Annotated in this window: 19 protein-coding genes; 9 read left to right on the top strand and 10 right to left on the bottom strand. The window is 54.2% G+C overall.

The window, feature by feature from the left end:
* Window positions 1-65 precede the first annotated feature (65 nt).
* From rarD to PN477_RS06455, 5 genes are all read left to right on the top strand, one after another.
* On the top strand, window positions 66-977 hold the full coding sequence (gene rarD, locus PN477_RS06435) for an EamA family transporter RarD (protein ID WP_272115986.1): 912 nt from the start codon (window positions 66-68) through the stop codon (window positions 975-977).
* A 120-nt stretch (window positions 978-1097) separates the two neighbouring features.
* The gene (locus PN477_RS06440) at window positions 1098-1982 is read left to right on the top strand and encodes a ParA family protein (protein ID WP_272115984.1); all 885 of its coding nucleotides are present in this window, start codon (window positions 1098-1100) and stop codon (window positions 1980-1982) included.
* A 149-nt stretch (window positions 1983-2131) separates the two neighbouring features.
* A complete protein-coding gene (locus PN477_RS06445; RefSeq protein ID WP_272115982.1) occupies window positions 2132-3022 on the top strand; it encodes a ParA family protein in 891 nt (296 codons plus the stop codon).
* Window positions 3023-3369: 347 nt separating this feature from the next.
* Window positions 3370-4626, top strand: coding sequence for a Zn-dependent hydrolase (locus tag PN477_RS06450; RefSeq protein ID WP_272115980.1), 1257 nt, complete (start codon window positions 3370-3372; stop codon window positions 4624-4626).
* A gap of 71 nt (window positions 4627-4697) precedes the next feature.
* Window positions 4698-5918, top strand: coding sequence for a M20 metallopeptidase family protein (locus PN477_RS06455; RefSeq protein WP_272115978.1), 1221 nt, complete (start codon window positions 4698-4700; stop codon window positions 5916-5918).
* Here PN477_RS06455 and PN477_RS06460 read toward each other — a convergent pair.
* From PN477_RS06460 to PN477_RS06480, 5 genes are all read right to left on the bottom strand, one after another.
* A complete protein-coding gene (locus PN477_RS06460; protein WP_272115976.1) occupies window positions 5874-7943 on the bottom strand; it encodes a GAF domain-containing sensor histidine kinase in 2070 nt (689 codons plus the stop codon). The genes PN477_RS06455 and PN477_RS06460 overlap by 45 nt on opposite strands.
* A 625-nt stretch (window positions 7944-8568) precedes the next feature.
* Window positions 8569-9207 (bottom strand): class I SAM-dependent methyltransferase, encoded by a 639-nt coding sequence (locus PN477_RS06465; RefSeq protein ID WP_272115974.1) that lies wholly within the window; start codon window positions 9205-9207, stop codon window positions 8569-8571.
* A complete protein-coding gene (locus PN477_RS06470) occupies window positions 9204-10364 on the bottom strand; it encodes an NDP-sugar synthase (RefSeq protein WP_272115972.1) in 1161 nt (386 codons plus the stop codon). The genes PN477_RS06465 and PN477_RS06470 overlap by 4 nt, the downstream gene beginning before the upstream one ends.
* A 70-nt stretch (window positions 10365-10434) precedes the next feature.
* The gene (locus PN477_RS06475) at window positions 10435-11190 is read right to left on the bottom strand and encodes a segregation/condensation protein A (RefSeq protein WP_272115971.1); all 756 of its coding nucleotides are present in this window, start codon (window positions 11188-11190) and stop codon (window positions 10435-10437) included.
* A 97-nt stretch (window positions 11191-11287) separates the two neighbouring features.
* A complete protein-coding gene (locus PN477_RS06480; protein ID WP_272115968.1) occupies window positions 11288-11731 on the bottom strand; it encodes a KTSC domain-containing protein in 444 nt (147 codons plus the stop codon).
* 129 nt (window positions 11732-11860) lie between these two features.
* On the opposite strand from PN477_RS06480, the gene PN477_RS06485 reads away from it, so the two are divergent.
* Window positions 11861-13228 carry a YcjF family protein gene (locus tag PN477_RS06485; RefSeq protein WP_272115966.1) on the top strand — a complete coding sequence of 456 codons (1368 nt, stop codon included), beginning with the start codon at window positions 11861-11863 and terminating at the stop codon, window positions 13226-13228.
* Between the two features lie 123 nt (window positions 13229-13351).
* On the opposite strand, the gene pheT is transcribed toward PN477_RS06485, so the two are convergent.
* Window positions 13352-15766: a phenylalanine--tRNA ligase subunit beta gene (pheT, locus tag PN477_RS06490; RefSeq protein ID WP_272115964.1), complete on the bottom strand. Its 2415-nt coding sequence runs from the start codon at window positions 15764-15766 to the stop codon at window positions 13352-13354.
* A 495-nt stretch (window positions 15767-16261) separates the two neighbouring features.
* Here pheT and PN477_RS06495 point away from each other — a divergent pair, with 495 nt between their 5' ends.
* Together PN477_RS06495 and PN477_RS06500 are read left to right on the top strand one after the other, a co-directional pair.
* A complete protein-coding gene (locus PN477_RS06495) occupies window positions 16262-17899 on the top strand; it encodes a serine/threonine-protein kinase (protein WP_272115962.1) in 1638 nt (545 codons plus the stop codon).
* A 45-nt stretch (window positions 17900-17944) separates the two neighbouring features.
* Window positions 17945-18571 carry a tetratricopeptide repeat protein gene (locus tag PN477_RS06500; protein WP_272115960.1) on the top strand — a complete coding sequence of 209 codons (627 nt, stop codon included), beginning with the start codon at window positions 17945-17947 and terminating at the stop codon, window positions 18569-18571.
* An 87-nt stretch (window positions 18572-18658) separates the two neighbouring features.
* Here the strand turns inward: PN477_RS06500 and PN477_RS06505 are convergent, their stop codons facing one another.
* Window positions 18659-19516, bottom strand: coding sequence for a fructosamine kinase family protein (locus PN477_RS06505; protein ID WP_272115958.1), 858 nt, complete (start codon window positions 19514-19516; stop codon window positions 18659-18661).
* Between the two features lie 38 nt (window positions 19517-19554).
* Between PN477_RS06505 and PN477_RS06510 the strand changes: the two genes are divergently transcribed.
* The gene (locus PN477_RS06510) at window positions 19555-19677 is read left to right on the top strand and encodes a hypothetical protein (protein WP_272147099.1); all 123 of its coding nucleotides are present in this window, start codon (window positions 19555-19557) and stop codon (window positions 19675-19677) included.
* On the opposite strand, the gene clpP is transcribed toward PN477_RS06510, so the two are convergent.
* The 3 genes from clpP to PN477_RS06525 all read right to left on the bottom strand — a co-directional run bounded on the left by clpP (window position 19674) and on the right by PN477_RS06525 (window position 22993).
* Entirely contained in the window at window positions 19674-20270 is a 597-nt protein-coding gene (gene clpP, locus PN477_RS06515; RefSeq protein WP_072621161.1) for an ATP-dependent Clp endopeptidase proteolytic subunit ClpP, read from the bottom strand. The two genes, PN477_RS06510 and clpP, sit on opposite strands and share 4 nt — an antisense overlap.
* 77 nt (window positions 20271-20347) lie before the next feature.
* Complete coding sequence (locus PN477_RS06520; protein ID WP_272115955.1) at window positions 20348-21280, bottom strand: hypothetical protein; 933 nt, start codon at window positions 21278-21280, stop codon at window positions 20348-20350.
* A gap of 627 nt (window positions 21281-21907) precedes the next feature.
* Window positions 21908-22993 (bottom strand): ATP-dependent 6-phosphofructokinase, encoded by a 1086-nt coding sequence (locus PN477_RS06525; RefSeq protein WP_272115953.1) that lies wholly within the window; start codon window positions 22991-22993, stop codon window positions 21908-21910.
* Window positions 22994-23369: the final 376 nt, after the last annotated feature.

The raw sequence follows: 23369 nt of genomic DNA on the forward strand, positions 1-23369 counted from the left end.
ATCTTGGCGGGCTTGTCTACCCCCTAAGACTAAACATCAACACGCACGATGCGATCTGAATCTTTATGAACCAAACACCCGCTTCAACCACTGTGACGGGGGTTCTCTATGCTGTCTTCGCCTACGGAGCTTGGGGACTGCTGCCGATCTATTGGAAATTGTTTGGGGTGATTCCGGCGGTGGAGGTGTTGAGCCATCGGATGATTTGGTCGATGGTGTTTTTGCTGAGTATTTTGACGGTGCAGCGACGCTGGCCAGAATTGCGGCAGGTGTTGCGATCGCGCCGCCAACTCCTCGGCCTATTCATCACCACCAGTTTACTCGCGTTTAATTGGGGCATCTATATCTATGGCGTGAACAGCGATCGCGTCGTCGAAACCAGCCTCGGCTATTACATCTGCCCCCTCGTCACCATGCTGCTGGGGTTGGTGGTGTTGCGAGAACGCCTGAATTGGGTGCAGTGGGTCGCAGTGAGTTTGGCCGGGGCGGGGGTGGTGATCTTCATTCAAGATTTGGGGCAAGTGCCTTGGATTGCCTTGGGGTTAGCCTTTTCCTTTGCCTTGTATGGATTGCTGCGAAAAATGATTGCGATCGCGCCGTTGGTGGGTCTCGCCGTGGAAACCCTGATGATCGCGCCCCTGTTGCTGATTTTAGTGGGGGTCTGGGAACTACGGGGCCTGGGACATTTCACCGCTACCCCAGGCATCACCCTCGCCTTTATCGGAGCCGGAATCGTCACCTCCATGCCGCTGCTGTGGTTCAACAACGCCGCCAAACGCCTGCCCCTCGTCAGCCTCGGCTTTTATCAATACCTCGCCCCCACCCTACAATTAAGCATCGGGGTCTTTCTCTACCGAGAACCCTTCACCACCACCCACGGCATCACCTTCGGCTGTATTTGGGCCGCCCTTGCCCTTTATTCAGCCAATACCGTGATGCTCAACCGTGCCAAGCTGCGCGAGCCGTCCTCACCCTAATTGTCTTGACCGTAACCCTCTGCCACAGGACTATCCATCCGGCGAGAGATTGTGCCAAGATGAGCATGATTTCATTGCGGTCGTTCCGTTTCACCCACGCCATCTGCCACACCAATACCCATGGGATATGTTGTTTCAATCGTCAATATGAAAGGGGGCGTGGGTAAAACCACGGTCACGGTCAACATAGCGACCTGTTTAGCGCGGGATTATCAAAAACGGGTGTTGATCGTTGACCTCGATACCCAAGTAAACGCCACCTTGAGTGTGATGTCCCCCCTGGACTTTGCCAGGCTCAAAAAAGAACGGCGCACCCTCAAAACCCTGGTGAATCAAACTATTCAAGCCGATATTGGCCAGCCGTTGAGAATTCAGGAGGTGATTTATCGTGATGTTTGTGGTGTGCCGGGGTTGGATATTTTGGCGGGGGATGTGGAACTGTTTGATGATTATTTACTGTCGGCGTTGATCAATACGAAGGCGATCGCTAACCAGCAGAATTACGAAAAAACCTGGAATCGCGTCGAAAACTACCTAATGCGGATGATCCTCAAACCGGTGATTCGCAACTATGACGTGATTTTAATTGACTTCCCCCCCGGCGATAACCTGATCACCCGCAGTGCCGTCCTCGCCAGTCATCTCTACCTGATTCCGGCCCGCGCTGAACCCCTATCGGTGGTGGGGATTGGTTTGTTGGAAAGTCGGATTAAACAGTTGCGAGACTGCGATCGCACCAAAATCAAAATGATCGGCCTCGCCTACACCGCCCGCGGCCAAGCCAGCAACATGGAACTCAAAGTCAAGCACCGCCTTGAAGCCGAATTTGGCCCCGCCAACATTTTCGCCACCGAAATCCCCCAAAACGTCGATGTGGCCAAAGCCGTCGAAGACTATCAGCCCGTCGTGATCAACAACCCCAAAGCCCCCGGCGCTCGTGCCTTTCGCAAACTCACCGCCGAATTTCTCCAAAAACTCGCCAAAACCGTGCGCGGCAAAAAATAACCCCAACCCCAAACAGATTCCGGTACAGTGCTAGAGGTTCAAGCAATCCGTTTTTTTGCCGGAATAAAGTCCGCCTAACTCTAGGTGAACAAGGGGCTTAAGCCCCTTGCCTCCCTCCCCTTCTGCCTTTCTATCTCTGCCTTTACGCCATGACCCTTGTATTTAGCACCATTAATATGAAAGGCGGTGTCGGCAAAACGACCCTCACCGTTAACCTCGCCACCTGCTTGGTGCGTGACCATCAAAAACGGGTCTTAATTGTTGATTTAGACTCCCAAATTAGTGCCACCTTGAGCGTCCTATCCCCGCAAGACTTCGGGAAATTACGACGCGGCCGCCGCACGCTGAGTTACCTCATTGATAAAGTCATTCGCCCCTACATTGTCCGTAAATTTTCTACCCCGGACATGATTTTAAAATCGGTCTGTGATCTGCCGGGGTTGGATTTATTGCCGGGTGATATTGAACTGTACGACGAATATATTGTGGCGGAAACCTTGTATAAACGCACCGCCGAAGCAGCAGATTCGCAAAAGTTTGCTGAAGTGTGGGTACAGTTTGAAGAGAAGCTTATGCAGTCAATTTTAGAACCCATTCGCGATCAGTATGACTATATTTTGATCGACTGTGCGCCGGGGTATAATCTTTTGACGCGGAGTGCGATCGTTGCTAGTAATTTCTATCTTTTACCTGCTCGTCCTGAGCCTCTTTCTCTGGTGGGGATTCAACTGCTTCAACAACGCATTGCAAAGCTCAAAGCGCAATATGATCCAACCTTGACCGCTAACTTGTTAGGGATTGTGTTTATCCTGTCGGGCGGGTTATTTAGTGGACGCTATTATAGTCAAGTGATGCAACGCATTAAACAGGATTTTGAACCCAACTATCTGTTTGATACCACAATTCCGATGGATGTGAATGTGGCAAAGGCTGTTGATGGCTTTACACCAGCGGTTTTAAGTACTCCTAATTCATCGGGATCGCGGGCCTTTGGCAAGCTGACGGGGGAATTTTTAGAGAAACTTTTGAGCGTAACTTAGGCTACTCCCTGGAACTCGCAAAACAGCGTAGGCTAGAGGAAGAGCCAAACGTTATCGGGTGGGCTGTTTTCGGTTCAACGTCTAGGGGAATTGATGTTTAAAGCGTTGATCGGGCCGTGATTCTGGGGAAGGGTTTGAGGCTGCCTGGGTTGCTGAACCTGTGTTAGCAAGGGGTTGAGGCTTTTGGTGATCTTGCCATGCGCGATCGCTCCATGCCAGTTTGACCTTCAGATCCCTTGAAACGGCTGGCGGCGTTGTGTTGGTTCACCCGATAGGATGGGCGCTTGATGGCGATGTTTATCCTGACTGATTGGTTCCATTATTCATCTACCCCCTCACTTCTTGTTATGACGACCACACCCCGCATGAGTTTGCCCTTGGTGAATTGCGATCGCCTGCTCCAAAGTATTGATGATCTGGCAAATGTTGGCCGTTTACCCCAAGGTGGGGTGCGCCGCATTGCCTATAGCCCCGAAGATTGTCAAGCCCGCCATTGGGTACAGAACCAGATGACCCAAGCGGGGATGACCCTGCGCATTGATCCGGCGGGCAATGTGATCGGCCGCTATCCGGGTCAGCAGGATCATCTGCCGGTGTTGGCGACGGGATCGCATATTGATACGGTTCCCTGCGGGGGGCGGTATGACGGGGCGTTTGGGGTGTTGGCGGGGCTGGAGGTGGTGCGATCGCTCCATGACCGCCACCTCCATCTGCGCCATCCCCTAGAGGTGATTGTCTTCACCGACGAAGAAAGCAGCATGATCGGCAGCAAAGGGATATCCGGGCGGGTGTTTCCCGATCCTGACTATTACCGCCGTCCCGATGGCGAATCGATTCAGGACTGTCTAGCGCGGGTGGGGGGCAATTGGGACTTGATCGCCCAAGCGGAACGCCAACCGGGAGAGATTGCCGCGTTTATTGAACTTCATGTGGAACAAGGGCCGATTCTGGAGTCCATGGGCAAAGCGATCGGCGTGATTGAGGGGATTGTCGGGCAACGCCGCTATCAGATCAGCGTCGAAGGGCAAGAAAACCACGCCGGAACTACGCCGATGTATATGCGCTGTGATGCGCTCGTGGCCGCGTCGCGGGTGGTGTTGGCGGTGCATGAGGTGGCGAATACACCAGGGCAGCAGGTGGCCACGGTGGGGCAAATGCAGGTGTTTCCCAATGCGGTGAATGTGGTTCCGGGTCGGGTGGAAATGAGCTTGGATATTCGCGATCTGTCCAGTTTGCACATCGATCGCCTCTTGGAACAGTTGGATTTGCATGTGCAGGAAATTGCGATCGCCACCAACACCAAAATCCGCTTTGAACGGCGTTTGCGCAACGAACCCGCCCTAGCTGAACCCCACCTCCAGGAGATCATCGCCACCGCCAGCCAAGCCCTCGACCTGTCCTACACCTACCTCCCCAGCCGTGCCAGCCACGATGCCCAAGAACTCGCCGTCATTACCGATATGGGCATGATTTTTGTGCCGAGCGAAAACGGATTGAGCCATTCCGAGTTTGAATACACCTCCCCCGAAGAATGTGTGCAGGGGGCGAATGTGTTATTGCACAGTCTGATCCAGTGCGATCGCTACTACAGCGACACCCATTAAGATCAAACCGTGGCAGTGGTTAATCGTCTGCATCCGTTTTAGTTGCTCATTTCTCATTTCTTGATAGCGTTATGGTTTCCACATTTCCGATCGCACCCAGCCTGGATCTATCTAAGGTGCGCCTTGACATTCGCAACTTGCAACGAGACCTCGTGCAATGGCGGCGGCAGATTCATCAGCAGCCAGAACTCGCCTTTGATGAACGCCAAACCGCCACCCTGATCGCGGCAAAGCTCACCGCCTGGGGTATTGATCATCAAACGGGTATTGCGGAAACTGGGGTCGTCGCCACGATCGCCAGTTCCAATCCCGGCCCCGTCCTCGCCATTCGGGCGGATATGGATGCACTCCCCATCCAAGAAGCGAATGATGTCCCCTATCGTTCCCAACAGGAGGGCAAGATGCACGCCTGCGGCCATGATGGCCATGTAGCGATCGCCCTCGGTACGGCCTACTACCTCGCCCAGCATCGAGATACCTTTTGCGGCACGGTGAAATTCATTTTCCAGCCCGCCGAAGAAAGTATCGGAGGGGCAAAACCGATGATCGAAGCCGGCGTATTGCAGAATCCGGACGTGGACGGGATCATCGGGTTGCACATTTGGAATAACCTACCCTTGGGGACGGTGGGCGTTCGTGGCGGGCCATTAATGGCGGCGGTGGAATGTTTTCGCTGCACGATTTTGGGCAAAGGCGGCCATGGTGCAATGCCCGACCAAACCATTGATGCCGTTGTCGTCGGTTCCCAGGTCGTCAATGCCCTCCAAACCATTGTCTCCCGCACGATCAAGCCCCTCGATGCTGCGGTGGTGACCGTGGGCGAATTTCAGGCCGGCACAGCCCCCAACGTTATCGCCGATACAGCCCGCCTCAGTGGAACCGTGCGCTATTTCAACGCCGACCTAGAGGGAACGATTGGCGATCGCATCGACACCATCATCGACGGCATCTGCCAAAGCCACGGAGCCACCTACGACCTCAACTATTGGCAACTGTATCCCCCCGTGATCAACGATACCGCCATGGCCGAACTCGTGCGCTCCGTCGCCGCCGACGTGATCGAACCCGACCTCGGCATCATGCCCGATTGCCAAACCATGGGCGGCGAAGACATGTCCTTCTTCCTCCAAGCCGTACCCGGTTGTTATTTCTTCCTCGGCTCAGCAAACCCCGCCCAAGGTTGGCACTATCCCCACCATCATCCCCAATTTGACTTTGATGAAAGCGTTCTTTGCATGGGTGTGGAATTATTTGTGCGGTGTGTTGAGCGCTTTGGCAGTGAAGATCGGTGAAGCCGAAGGAGTGGGGTGCAGTAGAGGGTGACGATGGGGAATGGTAATCCGAAACTCCGTCCCCTGCCCCAGTTGAGAATCAATCTCAATCTTGCCATGGTGACGATCCACCACAATCTGATAGCTAATCGATAGCCCCAGACCCGTGCCTTTCCCAATCGGTTTCGTGGTGAAAAACGGATCAAAAATCTGGTTTTGGGCATTCCTCGGAATACCATTGCCATTGTCCCGAATGCAGATGTGGATCATCTGCTCCTGTTGGGCAGTGGCAATGGTTAAGCGGGGTTGAAATGCTGGATCGCCCTTCGCCCGTTCTTCTAAGGCATCCATGGCATTACTCAAAATATTCATGAAGACCTGATTCAACTGCGCCCCATAGCATTCAACGAGGGGCAAGGTTCCATAGTGTTTGTCGAGGTGAATGGGTTGATGGCTCGTTTTCCCCTTTAAGCGATGCTGCAAAATGAGCAACGTGCTGTCAATCCCCTCATGGATATCGATGGCTTTCATCTGAGACTCATCCAGGCGGGAAAACGTCCGCAGGGACAGCACAATTTGCCGGATGCGCTCTGTGCCCATCCGCATTGAATCCAGAATTTTCGGCAAGTCTTCAGCAACAAAGTCTAAATCAATCTCCTCGGTGCGCTCTTGGATCGCCTGGGGGGGGACGAGGTAATACTCTTGATAGAGCCGAATCAGATCGAGTAAATCTTGAGTGTAGTTGTCAATGTAGGTGAGGTTGCCAAAAATGAAATTGACGGGGTTGTTAATTTCATGGGCGACCCCGGCGACAAGTTGCCCCAAGCTGGCCATCTTTTCATTTTGGATCAGGTGGGTTTGGGTTTGTTGGAGTTCTTTGATGGCGAGGGCGAGATCGGCGGCTTGGGTGCGGGTGGTGTCGAGGAGTTCGGCCTGTTGGAGGGCAATGCCCAATTGCATGCTGATTTGGGTGAGAAGTTCGACTTCGTAGGGTTGCCACTGCCGAGGGGTGGAGTTTTGATAGACGGCGAGGAGACCCCAGAGTTTGAGGGATTGGAAGATGGGGACAATGATGTAGGCGCGGGCTTGCAGTTGTTCGATCAGTTCAACGTGACAGTCGGAATATCCGGCTTTGTAGATGTCGTGGATCACGGAGGGTTCGTTGTCGCGGTAGCGGCCGCCGGCGGTTTCTTGGAGATAGGTGTCGGCGATCAGGGGATGGGATTGGAGGAGCGATCGCCATTCCGGGGCCATGGATTCCGCCACAATATGACCACTCCAATCCGGGGCAAAGCGATAAATCACCGATCGCTCGACGGTCAACAGTTGGCGAGTTTCTTGGGTGGTGGTTTCAAAAATGGTCTGGATATCGAGGGAGCGGCGAATTTTATCGACGGTGGTGGCGAGGGTGCGTTCCCGCTCCATCGTTCCGGCCAGTTGTTCCGTTTGGGCCTGGAGTTGCTGTTGGTGCTGGTGGTTTTCGAGGGCAAGGCTGAGGATTTGGGCGAGTTGTTCGGTGAGTTCAATTTCCTCTTGCGTCCATGATCGCTCCCCTCGACAGTGATAAACGCCGAACAATCCCCACAGTTGGCCATTTTGGTAGAGGGGGACGACCAATTGGGCGCGAATTTGGAAATGGCGCAACATTTCGAGGTGACAGGCACTGAGGCCGGCGGCTTCTACATCTGCGATCGCGCTAATCATCCCCTGGGCATACCGCTGCATCAAATGATGACCGAAATAGGAATCCTGCACCGTCACCAACAGCCCAGGAGTCCAATCGGGATCAACCGATTCAGCCATAAACACACCATGGCCATCCCAACTGGGTTCAAACTGAAAAACCCCCACCCGATCCACCTTAAAAAAGGCCCGCACATCGGTCACAACATCAGCGAACAAGGTGGGGATTGATTGGGTATGATGGATCGCCGCAAAAATATTTTGGAAGAGTTGATGGGAGGCACTCCAATGGGGTTGATCCCAGTCACTCATCTGAGACAGTGGGGTTGGAGCAACGGTGCGCTCGGTTTGCAGATTTTCCATGACTAATCAATCGCGAACCATCGCCGGATAAGGATGAACATTGAAGCAGAATACAACGCTAGGCAAACGGCAGACATTGAGGATGTGTCGTCTAAATTTATCCTAAGATGCAGCATTCCGAAAAGCGAGTAGGTTTTCGTTTTGTAACAGAATCCCATCACCCTCTGTATTCATAATTAAAGTTATGTGAATATTGATCCCCATTCTGTTACGGGAGTTTTCGCGCTTGTTCAGGCATTACCCTCACCCCAAACCCCTCTCCCATCGGGCGAGGGGCTTCTGATCTGGATATGATGATTTCTGAACAAGCTGTAGCAATGTTATGACCTATGGCGACAGATTATCCCTCAGCAGGGTAATCCTTATCTCCTGCCTTGAATGACTCTCCAAGACTCAAACAGTATCGTCTGTTGCGATTACCTAAATGGGATAGATTACCTAATTTTGTCAATCCTTAAAATCCGTATTTATACGGATTGATTGTGATAGTTTATCGTGTGTTTGATTACACTAGAAATCGCTCAAGATCAGCCATCAACGATAATGAATCGTTTTAACAACAAGGGTGCTTGAGGTGATGCGATCGCAGTTTTTCCCCTGCCACAACATCCCTCAATTTTCCCCGTTAATTGGGGTAGGACTGCGGTTTTTTACCCACCAAAAGCGCCATCTCTAGCCACTTCCAATAGCAATCCACATCCATAAACCCCAACTCCCACAGCCAATTTAATTGCGTCTGCACATCGAGGAGTTGATTCGACGGGTCATCTTCGTGCTCACCGTAGCCAATGGATTCCAGAAAATGGCGATGGAGCGCGGGTGTGGGCGAGGAAACATGTTCAAGATTACAGAAAATGCCACCGGGTTTGAGTTGGGCGAAGATTTCCCCGTAGAGGCTGCGCTTGCGATCGTCCCTGAGGTGATGGATGGCAAAACTAGAAACGATCGCATCAAAGGGCCCCAAGGCAGGCAAGGGATCATCGAGGTTATGGGCCACCACAGTCACGAGGGGATCATCCGCAAAGCGGGCGGTGGCTTTTTCGAGCATCGTCGGGGAAAAATCCAGGGCGACACATTCCATTAAGGGGCGATCGCACTTCAGCAACGCCGCCAACCGACCATCCCCCGTCCCCAAATCCAACACCCGCCACACATCGAGCGGCACATGATCCAACACCACCCGCTCCCCCTCCGTGCGATGGGGAATCCGATCCGCCCGGCTTAAATAGGCGAGGGCGTGCTCTGCTGAAGTCCATCCATTCATTGTTCGCTTAAGAGATCTTCCATATCTTTGCGTTCTGCCGGTTCCGACAAGGGCAAGCTTTGGCGCGTATCGGTAATCAGCCAATCCAACGCCGCCGCCTTCACATCGATCGCCGCCCCATTTTTATCCACACAGTAGCGACCAAACACCAGCTTATCCACCAAGCGCACCCCCGGCCCCAGGCGCGAATATTCAAAAATCACACTATTGTCCACCGTCGCCCCGGCGCAGATGTGGCAACTAGGGCCAATCATCGACGGGCCGATAATCGTCGCCCCATCTTCAATCCAGGTCATGCTGCCGATATACACGGGCCCTTGAATATTCACCTTGTCCCAGTTCACCTGGACATTCAGCCCCGTGTAAACCCCCGGCCGCTCTTCCCGGCCAGGGATGCTCACATTCTTGATTTCACCGGTCAAGACCCCGCGCACCGCCTGCCAATAGTCGGGCACTTTGCCAATATCCACCCATTCAAAATCCATCGCCACGGCATAGAACGATGCACCCATTTCCACCAATTTCGGGAACAGGTCGCCGCCAATGTCGTAGACCTTGCCGCTGGGGATGTAGTCGATCACTTCCGGCTCAAAGATATAGATCCCGGTGTTGATCATCGTGCTGAGGGCTTCATCAACGGCGGGCTTTTCTTGGAAGGCTTTCACTCTGCCGTTGTCGTCAGTGACCACGACCCCGTAGCTAGAGACCTGCTCTTTGGGGACGGTTTTGGTGATGATGGTGGCGATCGCCCCCCGCTCCTTATGCCAGCGCACCGCTGCGGTCAAGTCCAAATCAATCAGCGCATCCCCACACAGCACCACAAACGTGTCATCAAAAAAGGGCTTAAATTCTTGAATCCGTTTAATGCCCCCCGCTGACCCGAGTGCTCTCCCCACAAGCTGACCATCGACAATATTCCCTTCAAAGGAATAGCCCAATTCCACCCCAAACCGCTGCCCATCACGAAAATAGCCTTCAATCTCATTCGCTAAGTGGCTCACGTTGGCCATAATTTGCGTGAAGCCATGTTTGCGTAACAGTTCTAATAAGAACTCCATGACCGGCTTTTGCAGGATAGGAATCAACGGTTTGGGGATGGTGTAGGTAATAGGGCGAACCCGTGTCCCCTTCCCTGCTGCCAGAATCATGGCTTTCATGCGTATCTATCCTCGTGAATTATCTCAACAGGTTATGCGATCCGATTTTATCCCATCTTCTGAAACCCACTTAGGTGATCAGGGGTTTTATCGAGAGGTCTTGGTAAAAGTCGGTTTGAGAAAGTTCCACCTTTGATTGGGAACTGAGGAGCAACAGCGCCCAAAATACCCCCACTCGTTCGTGGGTGGTGGCGGGTTTGGTTTGGGCCGCAGACCACCATTCGACGAGTTGTTCAAGCAGGATGGTGGTGTCGGTGTGGTCGGGGTTATGGGGGAGGACTTCGCGGACGAATTGCTCCAGTTGGGCGGCCATTTCCGTCAGGTTTTCGTCGTGGGCGAGTTGGGTGATGTGTTTGACGGCTTCTTTGCGGGTGTAGCCCCGCGATGGGGAGCGCGATCGCAAGGGTTTACGGTCTAGCACTGCGCCCATCTGTTGAATTTGGGCGATCAGTTCCTGGAGGGTGACGCGACGGCGACGCAGGGGCGGCGCAGTGGGACGGCGGCGAATGTGGCGCTCCATCCGGGCGGGTAATTCCCGCTCGACCGGATCAAGATCATCGATCAAGTCTTCGGGTTCATCCGCTTCGGGGTTTTGATCGGCTTCCAGGGTTTGGGCCTTGAGCAGCACCAGCATCGAGGCCCAGAGAAAGGCTTGACCCGATTGGGGCAGGTCAGCGGCATCGGGTTCGAGGGCTTGGGGACGGACAAGGTTTTGGAGGTAGCGATCGATCACGTCAATCACCTGCACATCCCAGGGGTCAATTTCTCCCCGTTGGGCGAGGTCAAGAAGAACGGCGATCGCTTCTTCAGCTAGGTTTTGCGGCACGGGGCAATCTCAACAGATACAGGCAGGAGCGGCGCAACCCGCCCACTCCTCCCGATTGTACGCATTGCCTCGAATTTTGCGTTAACTGAGATTTGCGTTAACTGAGACGATCGGAAGGATACGCACCTTTGATCACTTGGTTGTAATAGTGACCGGGCGATCGCGTTTGGCACAGTTCCTCCCACACCTCCGGCTCGATTTGGTCGTATTCATACACCGCCCCATTTTGAAACTCAATTTGCAGGGATTCGGTCTCTGGGTCATAGCTGAGGGCGCGGGTGCAATGGGAGTTAGGTGTGGATAAGGATTCAGCCGCATCAAGTGCCGGAATCGCCCCACTGACGAGATCCGCCACCTGTTGCAACCCTTCGTAGGCTTGGATGGGGGCCGGGACGGCGAGATATTCGAGATCTGCGCCGCGATCGATTAACAGCCCTAACCCATGGTCGTCATGGGCGATCGCGATCAGATTGCTGAGGTCGATTTTTTCAAACTGCATCGTGAAGAGGGGAGAAAGGATACTTGAAATTATAATCAACATTGATTGAAAAATCAACATCTGCGCCAGACTCGCCCACGGGTTGCCTGATCCCTAGACTTCAATCCAGCAGGCGAAAGGGGAGCGGTCTCCCGGTAGGATGGAAGGAAGACCATTGCAGGAGGGAAGAGGATGGGGGTTCAAATTCGGAAACCAATTTTAATCGGGGGCGTAGGGTTATCGTTTGCGCTCTGGGCTTGGATTTCCCTCCAGGATTCGCTATTGGATTGGGGGAGCGTGAGCCTCTGGGGATTGATGGCGATCGGGGGTGGGCTGTGGTGGTTACGACGCGATCGCCCCTCAACCCCCACCGTGGCCAAACCGCGATCGCCCCTCACCGCCGCCGACCTCACCACCGCGAAAACCCACCTCAACACCCTGCGCCACCTCCTCGCCACTGAATGCCCCCAGGTGGATCAACGGGCCTGGGATCAGGGGTTGGCGCAATTAGAGCAGGGCGACTCGTCCCCCTTCACCGCTGCGATCGTCGGCTCCCAATGGGTGGGTAAAACCGCCCTCCAGCAGGCTTTACCCCATGATCCCCCCTGGCACATTGTCGAAACCGCAACCCCGACGGCCCAGACTGCCGCCGTCTTGTATCTCGTCAATGGCGACCTCACCGCCGCTGAATTGCAGCACCTCCGCCAGTGGCAACAACAGCATTACCCGCTCCTGCTGATTCTCACCAAGCAAGACCAATACCCCGAAGAGATGCGGGCCATCCTCCTCGATACCCTGCGCCAACGGGTGCAGGGGTGGATTGCAGCGGCGGATGTGGTGGCGATCGCCGCCGCCCCCAGTCCGATCACCGTGCGTCAACATCAGGCCGACGGCTCGATCCGTGAATTCCAAGAACCCCGCCCCCCCGAATTGGGCAGCCTCCTCCCCCGCCTCGCTCAACTCACCACGGAAACAGAGGCGATCGCCCGCGCTCAACAGTGGCGGCAGGTGATGGCGATGCAAGGGGAGGTGAAAGCAGTGTTGAACGCGGCACGGCGCGATCGCGCCCTCCCCATTCTCGAACGCTATCAATGGATCGCCGCCACCGCTGCCTTTGCCAACCCCGTCGCTGCCTTGGATCTCCTCGCCACCGTTGCGATTAACGCCCAATTACTCGTTGATCTCGCCCAAATCCACGGCCAACCCCTCAGCCTCGACCAAGCCAAACCGGCCGCCCGTTCGATCGGGGAACTCCTCCTCAAACTTGGCGCGGTGGAACTCTCCACCCAAACGATCACCACTGTGCTCAAAAGTAGCCCGATCACCTACGCAGCCGGGGGGTTAGTCCAGGGCATCAGCGCGGCGTACCTAACGCGAATTGTGGGCTTGAGCCTGATCGACTATCTCCAACAACAAGACCCCACCCAACCGCCATCGGCCCTCAACTGGGACAGCCTCAGCCAGGGGATTCAAGGCGCGATCGCTCAAACCCAACAGGCGGGCAGGGTGGCGAGTTTTGTGGCGCAGATGCGATCGCGCCTCCTCAGTCAAGGGGCATAGCTTCTCATCATTGATATAGCGGTTTTCATAAACTTGAGGTGTAAAGATCCCCCTCAATCCCCCTTAAAAAGGGGGAAGTGGCGTTCTCATCCTTTCGCAATCTTCTATAGAATGCGCGTAACGTTAACTCCGCAAGGTGACGTTAAATTGACGGACGAGGGCATCGCGAATGGCTTGATGCACGGGGTCAACGTCGTCATCGGTGAGGGTGCGATCGCTGGCTCGGTAGGCCAAACTAAAGGCTAAACTCCGTTGCCCGTCGGGGACGTTTTCACCCCGATATTCGTCAAAGAGTTCAACGCCGGTTAGGAGGGTTTTGCCGGCGGTGAGCATGGCAGCACTGAGGTCGGCCACGGTGAGATCGACGGGGGCAAAGAAGGCTAAGTCACGCTCAACGGCGGGGTAAAGAGAGAAGCCTTGGAAATCGGTTGTGCCTTGGGCGGCGATCGCCTCTAACAACACCGCTGCATCGAGTTGGAAGACATAAACCGCTGCGGGCAAGTCGCGATCGCGCTGCACTTCTGGATGGAGTTGCCCGAAAATGCCCAGGTTCTGATCGCCAATGTGGAGGGATGCCGTCCGGCCGGGATGGAGTTGGGGCGTGTCGGTGTGGGGTTGGTAGGTGACGGTGAGGTTGAGGGCTTGGAAGATGCTTTCGAGCACTCCTTTGGCTTCGTACCAGGTCAGGGGTTGACCCTTGCCGCCGCTGGCCCAGCGGCCCATCCCATCGCGATCGCCGCCGAGAATCCCTGCGATCGCATCTCGTTCACAGAGTTTTTCCCCATCTTTGTAGAACACACGGCCCCACTCAAAGCCATTTAACGCCCCATTGCCCCGCGACAGGTTATAGGCAAAGGCATCGATCAACCCAGAGATTAACTCATCGCGCAGGGCTGAATATTCACTCAGCAGCGGGTTAGCGATCGTGATTTGGGCTTGTTCCGGCTTCACCAACGAATAATGCACCAATTCCGTTAGCCCAGCAGCGCGGCAGAGACTGCGGATCTGTTGACGGGCTTGGGTGGCAAAGGGAACCGTCCCCGGTTGGGTTTTGTTGGGGAGGGTGTCGCAAAAATGGTCGTAGCCGTAGAGCCGCGCCACTTCTTCAATCAGATCAATTTCTCGCTCTAAATCCCGATAGCGGTAGGGGGGAATCGTCACCGTCCATTCCTCCGGGGCGGTGGTGGCTAATTGACACCCCAAGGCGATTAAAATCCGCTCCACATCCGCAGCGGTAATCTCACCCGTCTGCACAGGGCCTAAAATTCGCTGCAACCGGGCCAAGCGGAGGGGAATCTGGCGGCTCCATTGGTCGGGAGCGGGGCGGCCATCGTGGCAACCCTGGGCGGTGACCGTGCCGCCAGCGAGATCGAGGATCAGGGCGATCGCACGATTCGCCGCCTGTGCTAATTCCGCTTGGTTTACCCCCCGTTCATAGCGGGTGGAGGCTTCGGTGCGCAAACTTTGGGCGCGGGACGATCGCCGAATCGCCACCGCATCAAACAGGGCCGCTTCGAGGAGTAGATTCACCGTGCCGCCATGGACTTCGCTACTGGCTCCCCCCATCACCCCGGCCAGGGCCACCGGGTGATCATTGGCGGTGATCAGCAGGTTTTGGGGCTGGAGGGGGCGGTCTTGGTCATCCAAGGTTTTGAGGGTTTCCCCGGCCTGGGCGAAGCGAACCCCAAGGGTGAGGGCTTCGGAGGCGGTGATGGCCTGGAGGCGATCGCAATCAAAGGCGTGTAACGGTTGCCCCCATTCCAGCAGCACATAGTTAGTAATATCCACCACATTATTAATCGGCCGCACCCCTGCCGCTTGGAGCCGGAACTGGAGCCAATCGGGAGAGGGCGCGATCGTCACCCCTGCGATCACTGTGCCGAAATAGGCCGGGCAGGCCGCTGATTCGGTCACCTGTACCGTGAGGCGATCGCTCATCGGAGCCGTCACCGCCGGAATGGTCGGCAACGTCACCACCGCATCCGTCAACGCCGCCACTTCCCGCGCAATCCCCACCACACTCAACGCATCGGCCCGGTTCGCCGTCGAAGTCACATCCAGCACCACATCATCCAGCCCCAAGAGCGGCCGCACATCATCCCCCGGCGTTAAATCCGGCTGCGTAAAAACGTGAATCCCCTCGGAATCCTTCTCTAGCCCCAATTCTGACAGGGAACAAATCATCCCTTCGGACTTGATGCCGCGCAATTTTGTTTTCTTTAACTTCAGGTCAATGGCCGGCAAATAGGTTTTCGGCAGTGCCACCGCCACCTGTTGCCCCGCCGCCACATTTTTCGCCCCACAGACGATCGTAGACGGCTCCGCTGCGCCCACATCCACCGTACAGACACTTAACTTATCCGCGTTGGGGTGCTGTTCTCGTGTCAGCACATGACCCACCACCACCCCATCGGCCCAGGTGCGGCGGTCTTCAATACCCTCCACTTCAAACCCGGCAATGGTCAGAATTTTGGCAAGTTCTTCCGGAGTAAGGCTGAGGGGAACGAATGTCTGTAACCAGTGAACGGAAACCAGCATGAGTAATGTTGTTTCTTGAAAAAGACCCGACTATCCATAGTACCGTTTTGCCCTGCGTTCCGACACAGATGCCCAAAACTCGCGTTCAACCCTGTTGCGGCTCCGGAATTCCTGTGGGGCGATTGAGGGAGAGCGGGATGGTTTTAGGACTGTTGTGATCGAGGGTGATCGAGGGTCAGGGACTATTCTAGCCAGGGATTGTTTCAGTGTCTGTATTTACACTGAACATTTTCGCTGTGGAAATGAATAGTAATGGTGTATTTTTCTGGCCAAAATAAACGCAACTATTTGTTACAGAATGATGCTGAGAGGGGGACTCGATGCGGCAGAGCAAGAGACTTTGAGGAAAAGTAGGATATGCTATTGATGAGAGAGGAGTTGAGGTGTTGATCACCTTAACAGCACTGATTGGTGGGGACTAGAACTGAGGGGAATGACCCCTACCCCTTACTCAATACTTACTCTTGACAACGCTGCTGCTTTTGAGAACGCTGCATGAGTTACTGTCTCAATCCCTCCTGTACTCAACCAAAGAACCCTGATTCGGCCGAAGTTTGTCAGACTTGTGGTTCTAAGATGTTGATGCGCGATCGCTACCGTGGAGTGAAGTCTCTCGGCCAAGGGGGCTTTGGAACCACCTTCCTCGCCTTAGATCACGGCCTGCCGGGGCATCCCCCCTGCGTGATTAAGCAACTCCGTCCGTCTAGCAATGATCCGCAAATCTTCCAGATGGCGAAGGAGCTGTTTGAGCGGGAAGCTGAAACCCTGGGCAAAATTGGGAATCATCCCCAAGTTCCCCGCCTGCTCGACTACTTTGAATATAACAAGGATTTTTATCTCGTCCAAGAATATGTCAAAGGGCTGAATCTACAACAGGAAATTAAGCGTCACGGGCCGATTATTGAAGCCGGAGCACGGCAATTTCTGAGTGAGATTTTGCCGATGATTCAATACATTCATGAGAGTAAAGTTATTCACCGCGACATTAAACCGGCTAACTTAATTCGGCGTGAACAGGATAAAAAGCTCGTCTTGATTGACTTTGGTGCCGTTAAAAATAAGGTCAATCCCCAAAATTCCACCAATAGCTCTGATCAAACGGCTCTCACGTCCTTTGCGATCGGGACTCCCGGCTTTGCACCTCCGGAGCAGATGGCGTTACGCCCCGTTTTTGCCAGCGATATTTATGCGATCGGGGTGACTTGCATCTATCTCCTCACGGGAAAGTCGCCGAAGGATCTAGACTATGATCAAAAAACTGGGGAAATGCTGTGGCGCAAGGATGTGGATATTTCCGATAATTTTGCCAATGTTTTGAAAAAAATGTTGGAAGTTTCGGTTCGACACCGCTATCAAAATGCCCAAGAGGTTTTGAATGCGCTCGATATGGAACCGTACATGGATGACTTGGCGAAGTCGTTGGTGACGGCCCCGAATCCGAATTCGGGGGGAAATCTTGCCAGTTCTAGCGATGATGAGGTGATGCCGGCTTCGTCGCCCACTCTGTCGGCCACGGAGCGCCTAGCGATGAAGCTCCGAGAACGACGGGCCCGCCGTCAAAAGACGGGCGGGGGTGCAAATATGGATGCGATGGGTGGGGAGAAATATCCCGGCCGTGGTTCCAGTGCGGCGGGACGCAGTACCGCGAGTCGGCTGCCGGATTCTGCGAGCGGTAATCCGGGGAGTCGGCGGCGGGCGGCGGCGCGGCTGGATGTGGAAACGGTTTTGACGGCTTACACGAAGGGGCGGCGGGATTTTGCCCAACAGAATCTGAGTCAGTTGAAGCTGATGGAGGCTAATTTAGAGGGTGGGATTTTTCACCAGTCTAAGTTGCGCAAGACGAATTTACAGAAGGCGAATTTGGCGGGTACTGATTTTGGCCGGGCGAGCTTGGCGGGGGCGAATTTGCGTGATGCGAATTTGGGGCGGTCTTATATGGCGGGGTCGGATTTGGAGGGGGCGGACTTGCGGGGGGCGGATCTCAGCCATGCGAATTTAAGTCGGGCCAATTTGCGGGGGGCGAATTTGTGCGGGGCGAATTTGACGAATGCGAAGATCTCGGAGGATCAACTGGCGATGGCAAAAACGAACTGGTCTACGGTTTTACCTCACGGTCGTCGCGGGTTTTGGTAGGAAAGGGTGGAATAATGGTAGTAGCAAATTAAGCAACAATTTTGCATGAAACGTTTTCAGATTTGGTTATTTTCGATCGCGCTTGTGATTGTCACGGGTTTATCTAGTTTTCAATGGGGGATGGCTTCAGCCCAGGCCCAGCAAGTGACGGTTAATGATGAGTTTACTCGTATTGCGGAGCAATGTTTAACGGCTGCTGATGCGTCGGTGGCCTTGCAAGCGTGCGATCGCGCCCTTGCGATTAATGATGAAGATCCGATGCCCTGGTATGGCAAGGTTAAGGCTCTCAGTACCTTAGGGCGTACCGCTGAAGCCGATGCCGCTCTCCGGCGGTTTGATTTTGTCGGCCGCTATTACAATGGCATGTTGCGGCCGATCCAATTGCTGCAACGGCGGATCTTGCTGGCGGATCTCGTGGGGAGTGCTGAGCGAGCGGCTGAATTGGATCGCGAAATTGCCGAAGTGGGTGGCCAGTTGAACAGTTTAAGTGGAGATGAGCGGACTCAGGCTCAAGCCTACCTCCAACGCTTACAAAGTATCCAAGAAGATTATCAACAGGTGCAAAGCAATCCTGAACTGTTGCAACAACTGGAAAGCAATATGATTCAAACGATGGTCGAACTGCGGCGGGGGTTTGTGGAAGCCAATGCCCGTTTAAATGCGGCGGACTAAGGGTTAGATTGTATCATTATCCTGAGGATGCCTCTCATGCCGTAACTGGGTGAGGGGATTTTTTTTAGGTGCGATCGCCGTCTCGGTTCAAAGTTGATCAATCATCCGGGCCGCTTGTCCCCCGTAGCCGCCGCCGAACAGGTTGAAGTGGTTGAGGATGTGGTAGAGGTTGTAGAGTTTTTTGCGCTGGGGATAGCCGGAATCTAGGGGAAACACGGCTTCATAACCGCTGTAAAAGGCTGCGGGAAAGCCGCCGAACAGTTCCGTCATCGCAATGTCGGTTTCGCGATCGCCCCAATAGAGTGCCGGGTCAAGAATGACGGGAACGCCATCCACAGTACAGGCCGCATTCCCCGACCAGAGATCGCCGTGAACCAGGGAGGGTTGGGGGTGATGATCGGCGAGGAGGTCGCGCACCTTCTCGATCACAGTGGCGGTGGCCGGAAACGAACCGCCGCGACGATTCGCGAGGCGCAGTTGAAACCCGATCCGATGCTCTGCGAAAAAGTCCGCCCAAGAATCTGTCCAGGTGTTGATTTGGGGCGTGGAACCGATGGTGTTGTTTTGATCCCAGCCGAATTGATCAGACCCGGCCACACGATGGAGGGCGGCAAGATCTCGCCCCATGGCCGTCCAACTTTGGGATGTGCCCCGGCCAAAGTTGAGCCATTCCATCACAATGTAGCTGGAGCGATCGGCCACGCCCACGCCGATAGGGTGCGGGACGCGAATGGTGTGGGTGGCGGCCATTTGACGCAGGGCCCGGGCTTCGGCCTGGAACATGGCTTCTTGGTGGGCTGCGTTGAGTTTGATGAAGTAGCTGCGATCGCCGTCACTGATGCGATAGCCCTGATTGATGCAGCCCCCACCCACGGATTGGCGATCCTGAATCGTGAATGGCTGATCTGTCCAAGTGGTAATCTGTTGGGCAATTTGATCCCACATAGTCCTCCGGTCTTAGGGTGTGGTGCTGTTTCCCTCCCGTGCTTGATCCGTGGGACGGGGATGCGCGGGGAAAACGGCTCAAAATTAGCGTAGCGCAGGTTGACCTGCGCTACAGCTTTGACGATCTCAAACGGGAGGCGCGATCGCCCCCCTGCCCTTAAACCGGCTGACTCGCCGACGGTCGCCGATCAATCACCTCATCAATCAGCCCATAGTCCTTCGACTCCTGCGCCGACATGAAAAAGTCGCGGTCGGTATCCCGCTCGATCCGGTCGAGGGGTTGCCCGGTGTGGTTCGCCAAATGTTGATTGAGCAAGGCTTTGAGATAGAGAATTTCCTTGGCTTGAATTTCAATATCCGTCGCTTGGCCCTGGGCCCCGCCGAGGGGTTGATGGATCATAATCCGGGAATGGGGCAAACTCCGGCGTTTGCCCTTCGCGCCCGCACTCAACAAAAAGGCCCCCATACTCGCCGCCAAACCCACACAGATCGTGGATACATCGGGGCGAATTTGATTCATCGTGTCAAAAATGCCCATCCCCGCCGACACGGAGCCGCCGGGAGAGTTGATATAGAGGTAAATATCTTTTTCCGAATCATCGGCTTCCAGGAAAAGGAGTTGAGCGACGATCAGGTTCGCTAACTCATCGGTGACGGGTTGGCCGAGAAAGACAATCCGTTCCCGCAGGAGACGGGAGTAGATGTCAAAGGCGCGATCGCCGCGCCCGGAGGATTCAATAACGGTTGGGATCATCGTCTATCCTGCTTCTGGTTCCAGTGGTTTTGTTCGATTTTAGCGAGTTCTCAGGGCAAACCGGGGAAACGTTGAGATTACGCCCCTTTGATCCGCCGTCGGCTTGTCTTCTCTTTGACTATCGTTGCCGGTGGGTTCGCATAGCGGCGCACCACATTATTAAAGGTTTGGGCGACGCAAGTGCCGGTAGCCGCACTAACGATGGAAATGGTGAATTCAATCGTGTGCTCCGGCGTGGTGACGCGATCGCACGCCTCCCGCACATTATTTTCAATCCGCTTAAATAAATTACGGGCATATTCATCCACATTCGCCAAGCTCACCCCCGGCAAACAGCCCATCGCCACCATTTTTTCCAGCAAATCAATCTTATTAATAATCAACGTCACATTCAGCAAATTCTTGCTATAGACCGTCGCAAACACAATCTCTAAAATGGCCGGCACAATATATTCCATGTGCTGCTCAACCCGTTTGCGAATCTTATTTTCCGTATCCGTGGACAGCCATTCGATCAATTCTTCGGTATTTAACGGCTGATTATTGCGTTCAATCCGAGGCGCAATATCCACAATAAACAGCACCCCATTCACCAAGCGCTTACCCGGATCTCCAACCACCTGAGACGAGACATTCAGGGTATTTTGAGACGGAGACTGACCCTGATAGTCCGAAATGATTACATTACATTTGCGCTTCGTTTCAAGATCGATATAGCGCTCAGACGCATAATAGGCAAAATCCTTCGTCGATTGTTCCGGGCGAATATCTCCTCCCAACCAACTTTTAATCAGCGTCGTTTTACCACTACCGCCCCGACCATAGAGATAGAAGCGACAAGCTGGTTTTTTCAGAATTGCATCACTGCGAAACCCTTCTACTAAATCACTATAAAAATCGGTCGTTGAACCCACCGAAATAATTACCGTCACAGCAACAAGCAAAATACTGATCAAGATAGGGCCGGTGATATCGCTAAAGCCACTACTGATAAATAGAACAGCCGCCATGGCACACAGTACCAATACGACGAAAATCAATATTCTGCGTCCTGTCATGTTGTCGTCAAGAATTTGCAAGGGTTAGCCCAATCAAAGGGTCAGGATTGGGAAGAAGCCAAGTCATGGATAAACCAGGGGACGAATGTCAACCGCCAGAATCATCGATCACGATCATTCGGTCGTTTGGTTACACCTGTATCCTCTGGTGCATTGACGGAGAACGAATAAAATACCATGTCATTGGGTGACTGTGACGAATCGCTAGGACTGCGTCTGAACGAGTGACATGAACTCAACGATCTGCTGAGCCCCTGGATTGGTCATTTTATCGGCGCTTACGGTTAAAACTAGATCTCCCATCTCACATCAACACTAGGCTTGATTGTATTCTAGGATAAATGGGGAATAACCTCTCGGTATCCATTTGCCAAGAATTTAAGTGAATATACGAGAATATTGGTGAATTCTGAAACGAGACGAGGGGCTTTCACTCCGAGAATGGATTATCCCTTGCCCTTGATCAACCTATTGCTGTGGGTTGAAGCGCGATCGCACTCCAACCCACGTTCTGCCTCACGCATTGCGACAGGCTCCACCTGTGAGGCAGAGTGCCGCAATGTTTGATCAGCGTGGTGTTTAGCGATCGCCCAAGCAAATGCCCAAACCGCGAGCGGTGGAGACAAGGGTGTCTTGGAGGTCGATTTTGCGATAGGTTTTGATCGCATCGAAGATCGGGACTCCCATAACTTGGTGATCGTTCCACGTAACCATCATGTCGGATTTCCCCTCAGCAATGAGATCCACCGCCCCCACGCCAAAGGCCGAGGCGAGGACGCGATCCGTCGGGGAGGGAATGCCGCCGCGTTGAATATGGCCGAGGACGGTAACGCGGGTTTCGGCGTTGGTCTGTTGGGTGATGGCGTTGGCTAAATATTGGCCAACCCCACCGAGGCGACATTCGCCGAACTGTTCAATTTTCTGGAGGGTTTCACCGGCTTCGGTGCAAACCGCTTCGGAGACGATCACCACGGAGAAGTTAAACCCGTTTGCTTGTCGTTCGCGGATGGTGTCGCAGATGGCGGCCAGTTTGTAGGGAATTTCGGGGATGAGAATCACGTGAGCACCGCCGGCAATGCCCGCATTGAGGGCGATGTGGCCCGCATCCCGCCCCATGACTTCGAGGATCATGACGCGATCGTGACTAGCGGCGGTGAAGTGGAGGCGATCGAGGGCATCGGTGGCAATGTCCACAGCGGTGCTAAACCCGATGGAGAGTTCGGTTTCGCCCACGTCATTGTCAATGGTTTTGGGGATGCCGATCAGGTTAATGCCGCCCTGTTGCGCAAGCTTCCTGAGGATTGCGAGGCTGCCGTCGCCGCCAATGCCAATTAGGGCATCAAGATTCAGTTGGTGATAGCCTGCAATGATTTCTTCGGAGCGGTCTTTGAGGGTTCCGTCCGGCATGGGAAAGGCAAAGGGGTTGCCTTTGTTGGTGGTGCCGAGGATGGTGCCGCCTTGGGTACGGAGGGGATCGACTTTGTGGAGTTTGAGGGGCATGATTTGGGGGGGGCGCTGCATGAGTCCGTTGGTTGCGCCTTTAATCCCAATGACATCCCAGCCATAGTGGGCTGTGGCATGCTTCACAACAGCACGAATGATCGTGTTTAAGCCTGCACAGTCACCCCCGCTGGTTAGGATACCGATGCGTTTGTGTTCTGTCATAACCAGAGCTCCGTGAGTGGTTGACGGTAATTCCGTTTTTATTGTGGGGGTGGATTTCCCGGTAGGGTGGTTTTAGGCAATTTTATTTTAGATTTTGAAGATTGTGGTGGGGTTTGGGGTTAGGCGGCAAGGTGGATCGGGGGTTGCTGCTGTTGGAGCGATCGCATCTGGCTAAACAGTTGCCAACATTGACTTACTCCCCCGTTTAGAAAACGGGGGATTCTGGGATCAAGCAGCGGTAGTGCATTAATGCACGGGACGGAGGAAAATCAGGCTACACAACTACGATAACTAGGGAGACAAGCTCATGGCTATTGAGATGACCTGTCCGACCTGTGGGTCTCACGATATCTCCAAGAACGGCACTAGCCACCGA

The organism is Spirulina subsalsa CS-330 (assembly GCF_028330765.1).
GTDB classification, from domain to species: Bacteria; Cyanobacteriota; Cyanobacteriia; order Cyanobacteriales; family Spirulinaceae; genus Spirulina; species Spirulina subsalsa_A.

Coding starts and splice junctions, on each gene's coding strand:
- rarD (WP_272115986.1), top strand. CDS start 66: ATGAACCAAACACCCGCTTCAACCACTGTGACGGGGGTTCTCTATGCT.
- PN477_RS06440 (WP_272115984.1), top strand. CDS start 1,098: ATGGGATATGTTGTTTCAATCGTCAATATGAAAGGGGGCGTGGGTAAA.
- PN477_RS06445 (WP_272115982.1), top strand. CDS start 2,132: ATGACCCTTGTATTTAGCACCATTAATATGAAAGGCGGTGTCGGCAAA.
- PN477_RS06450 (WP_272115980.1), top strand. CDS start 3,370: ATGACGACCACACCCCGCATGAGTTTGCCCTTGGTGAATTGCGATCGC.
- PN477_RS06455 (WP_272115978.1), top strand. CDS start 4,698: ATGGTTTCCACATTTCCGATCGCACCCAGCCTGGATCTATCTAAGGTG.
- PN477_RS06460 (WP_272115976.1), bottom strand. CDS start 7,943: ATGGAAAATCTGCAAACCGAGCGCACCGTTGCTCCAACCCCACTGTCT.
- PN477_RS06465 (WP_272115974.1), bottom strand. CDS start 9,207: ATGAATGGATGGACTTCAGCAGAGCACGCCCTCGCCTATTTAAGCCGG.
- PN477_RS06470 (WP_272115972.1), bottom strand. CDS start 10,364: ATGAAAGCCATGATTCTGGCAGCAGGGAAGGGGACACGGGTTCGCCCT.
- PN477_RS06480 (WP_272115968.1), bottom strand. CDS start 11,731: ATGTTGATTATAATTTCAAGTATCCTTTCTCCCCTCTTCACGATGCAG.
- PN477_RS06485 (WP_272115966.1), top strand. CDS start 11,861: ATGGGGGTTCAAATTCGGAAACCAATTTTAATCGGGGGCGTAGGGTTA.
- pheT (WP_272115964.1), bottom strand. CDS start 15,766: ATGCTGGTTTCCGTTCACTGGTTACAGACATTCGTTCCCCTCAGCCTT.
- PN477_RS06495 (WP_272115962.1), top strand. CDS start 16,262: ATGAGTTACTGTCTCAATCCCTCCTGTACTCAACCAAAGAACCCTGAT.
- PN477_RS06500 (WP_272115960.1), top strand. CDS start 17,945: ATGAAACGTTTTCAGATTTGGTTATTTTCGATCGCGCTTGTGATTGTC.
- PN477_RS06505 (WP_272115958.1), bottom strand. CDS start 19,516: ATGTGGGATCAAATTGCCCAACAGATTACCACTTGGACAGATCAGCCA.
- clpP (WP_072621161.1), bottom strand. CDS start 20,270: ATGATCCCAACCGTTATTGAATCCTCCGGGCGCGGCGATCGCGCCTTT.
- PN477_RS06520 (WP_272115955.1), bottom strand. CDS start 21,280: ATGGCGGCTGTTCTATTTATCAGTAGTGGCTTTAGCGATATCACCGGC.
- PN477_RS06525 (WP_272115953.1), bottom strand. CDS start 22,993: ATGACAGAACACAAACGCATCGGTATCCTAACCAGCGGGGGTGACTGT.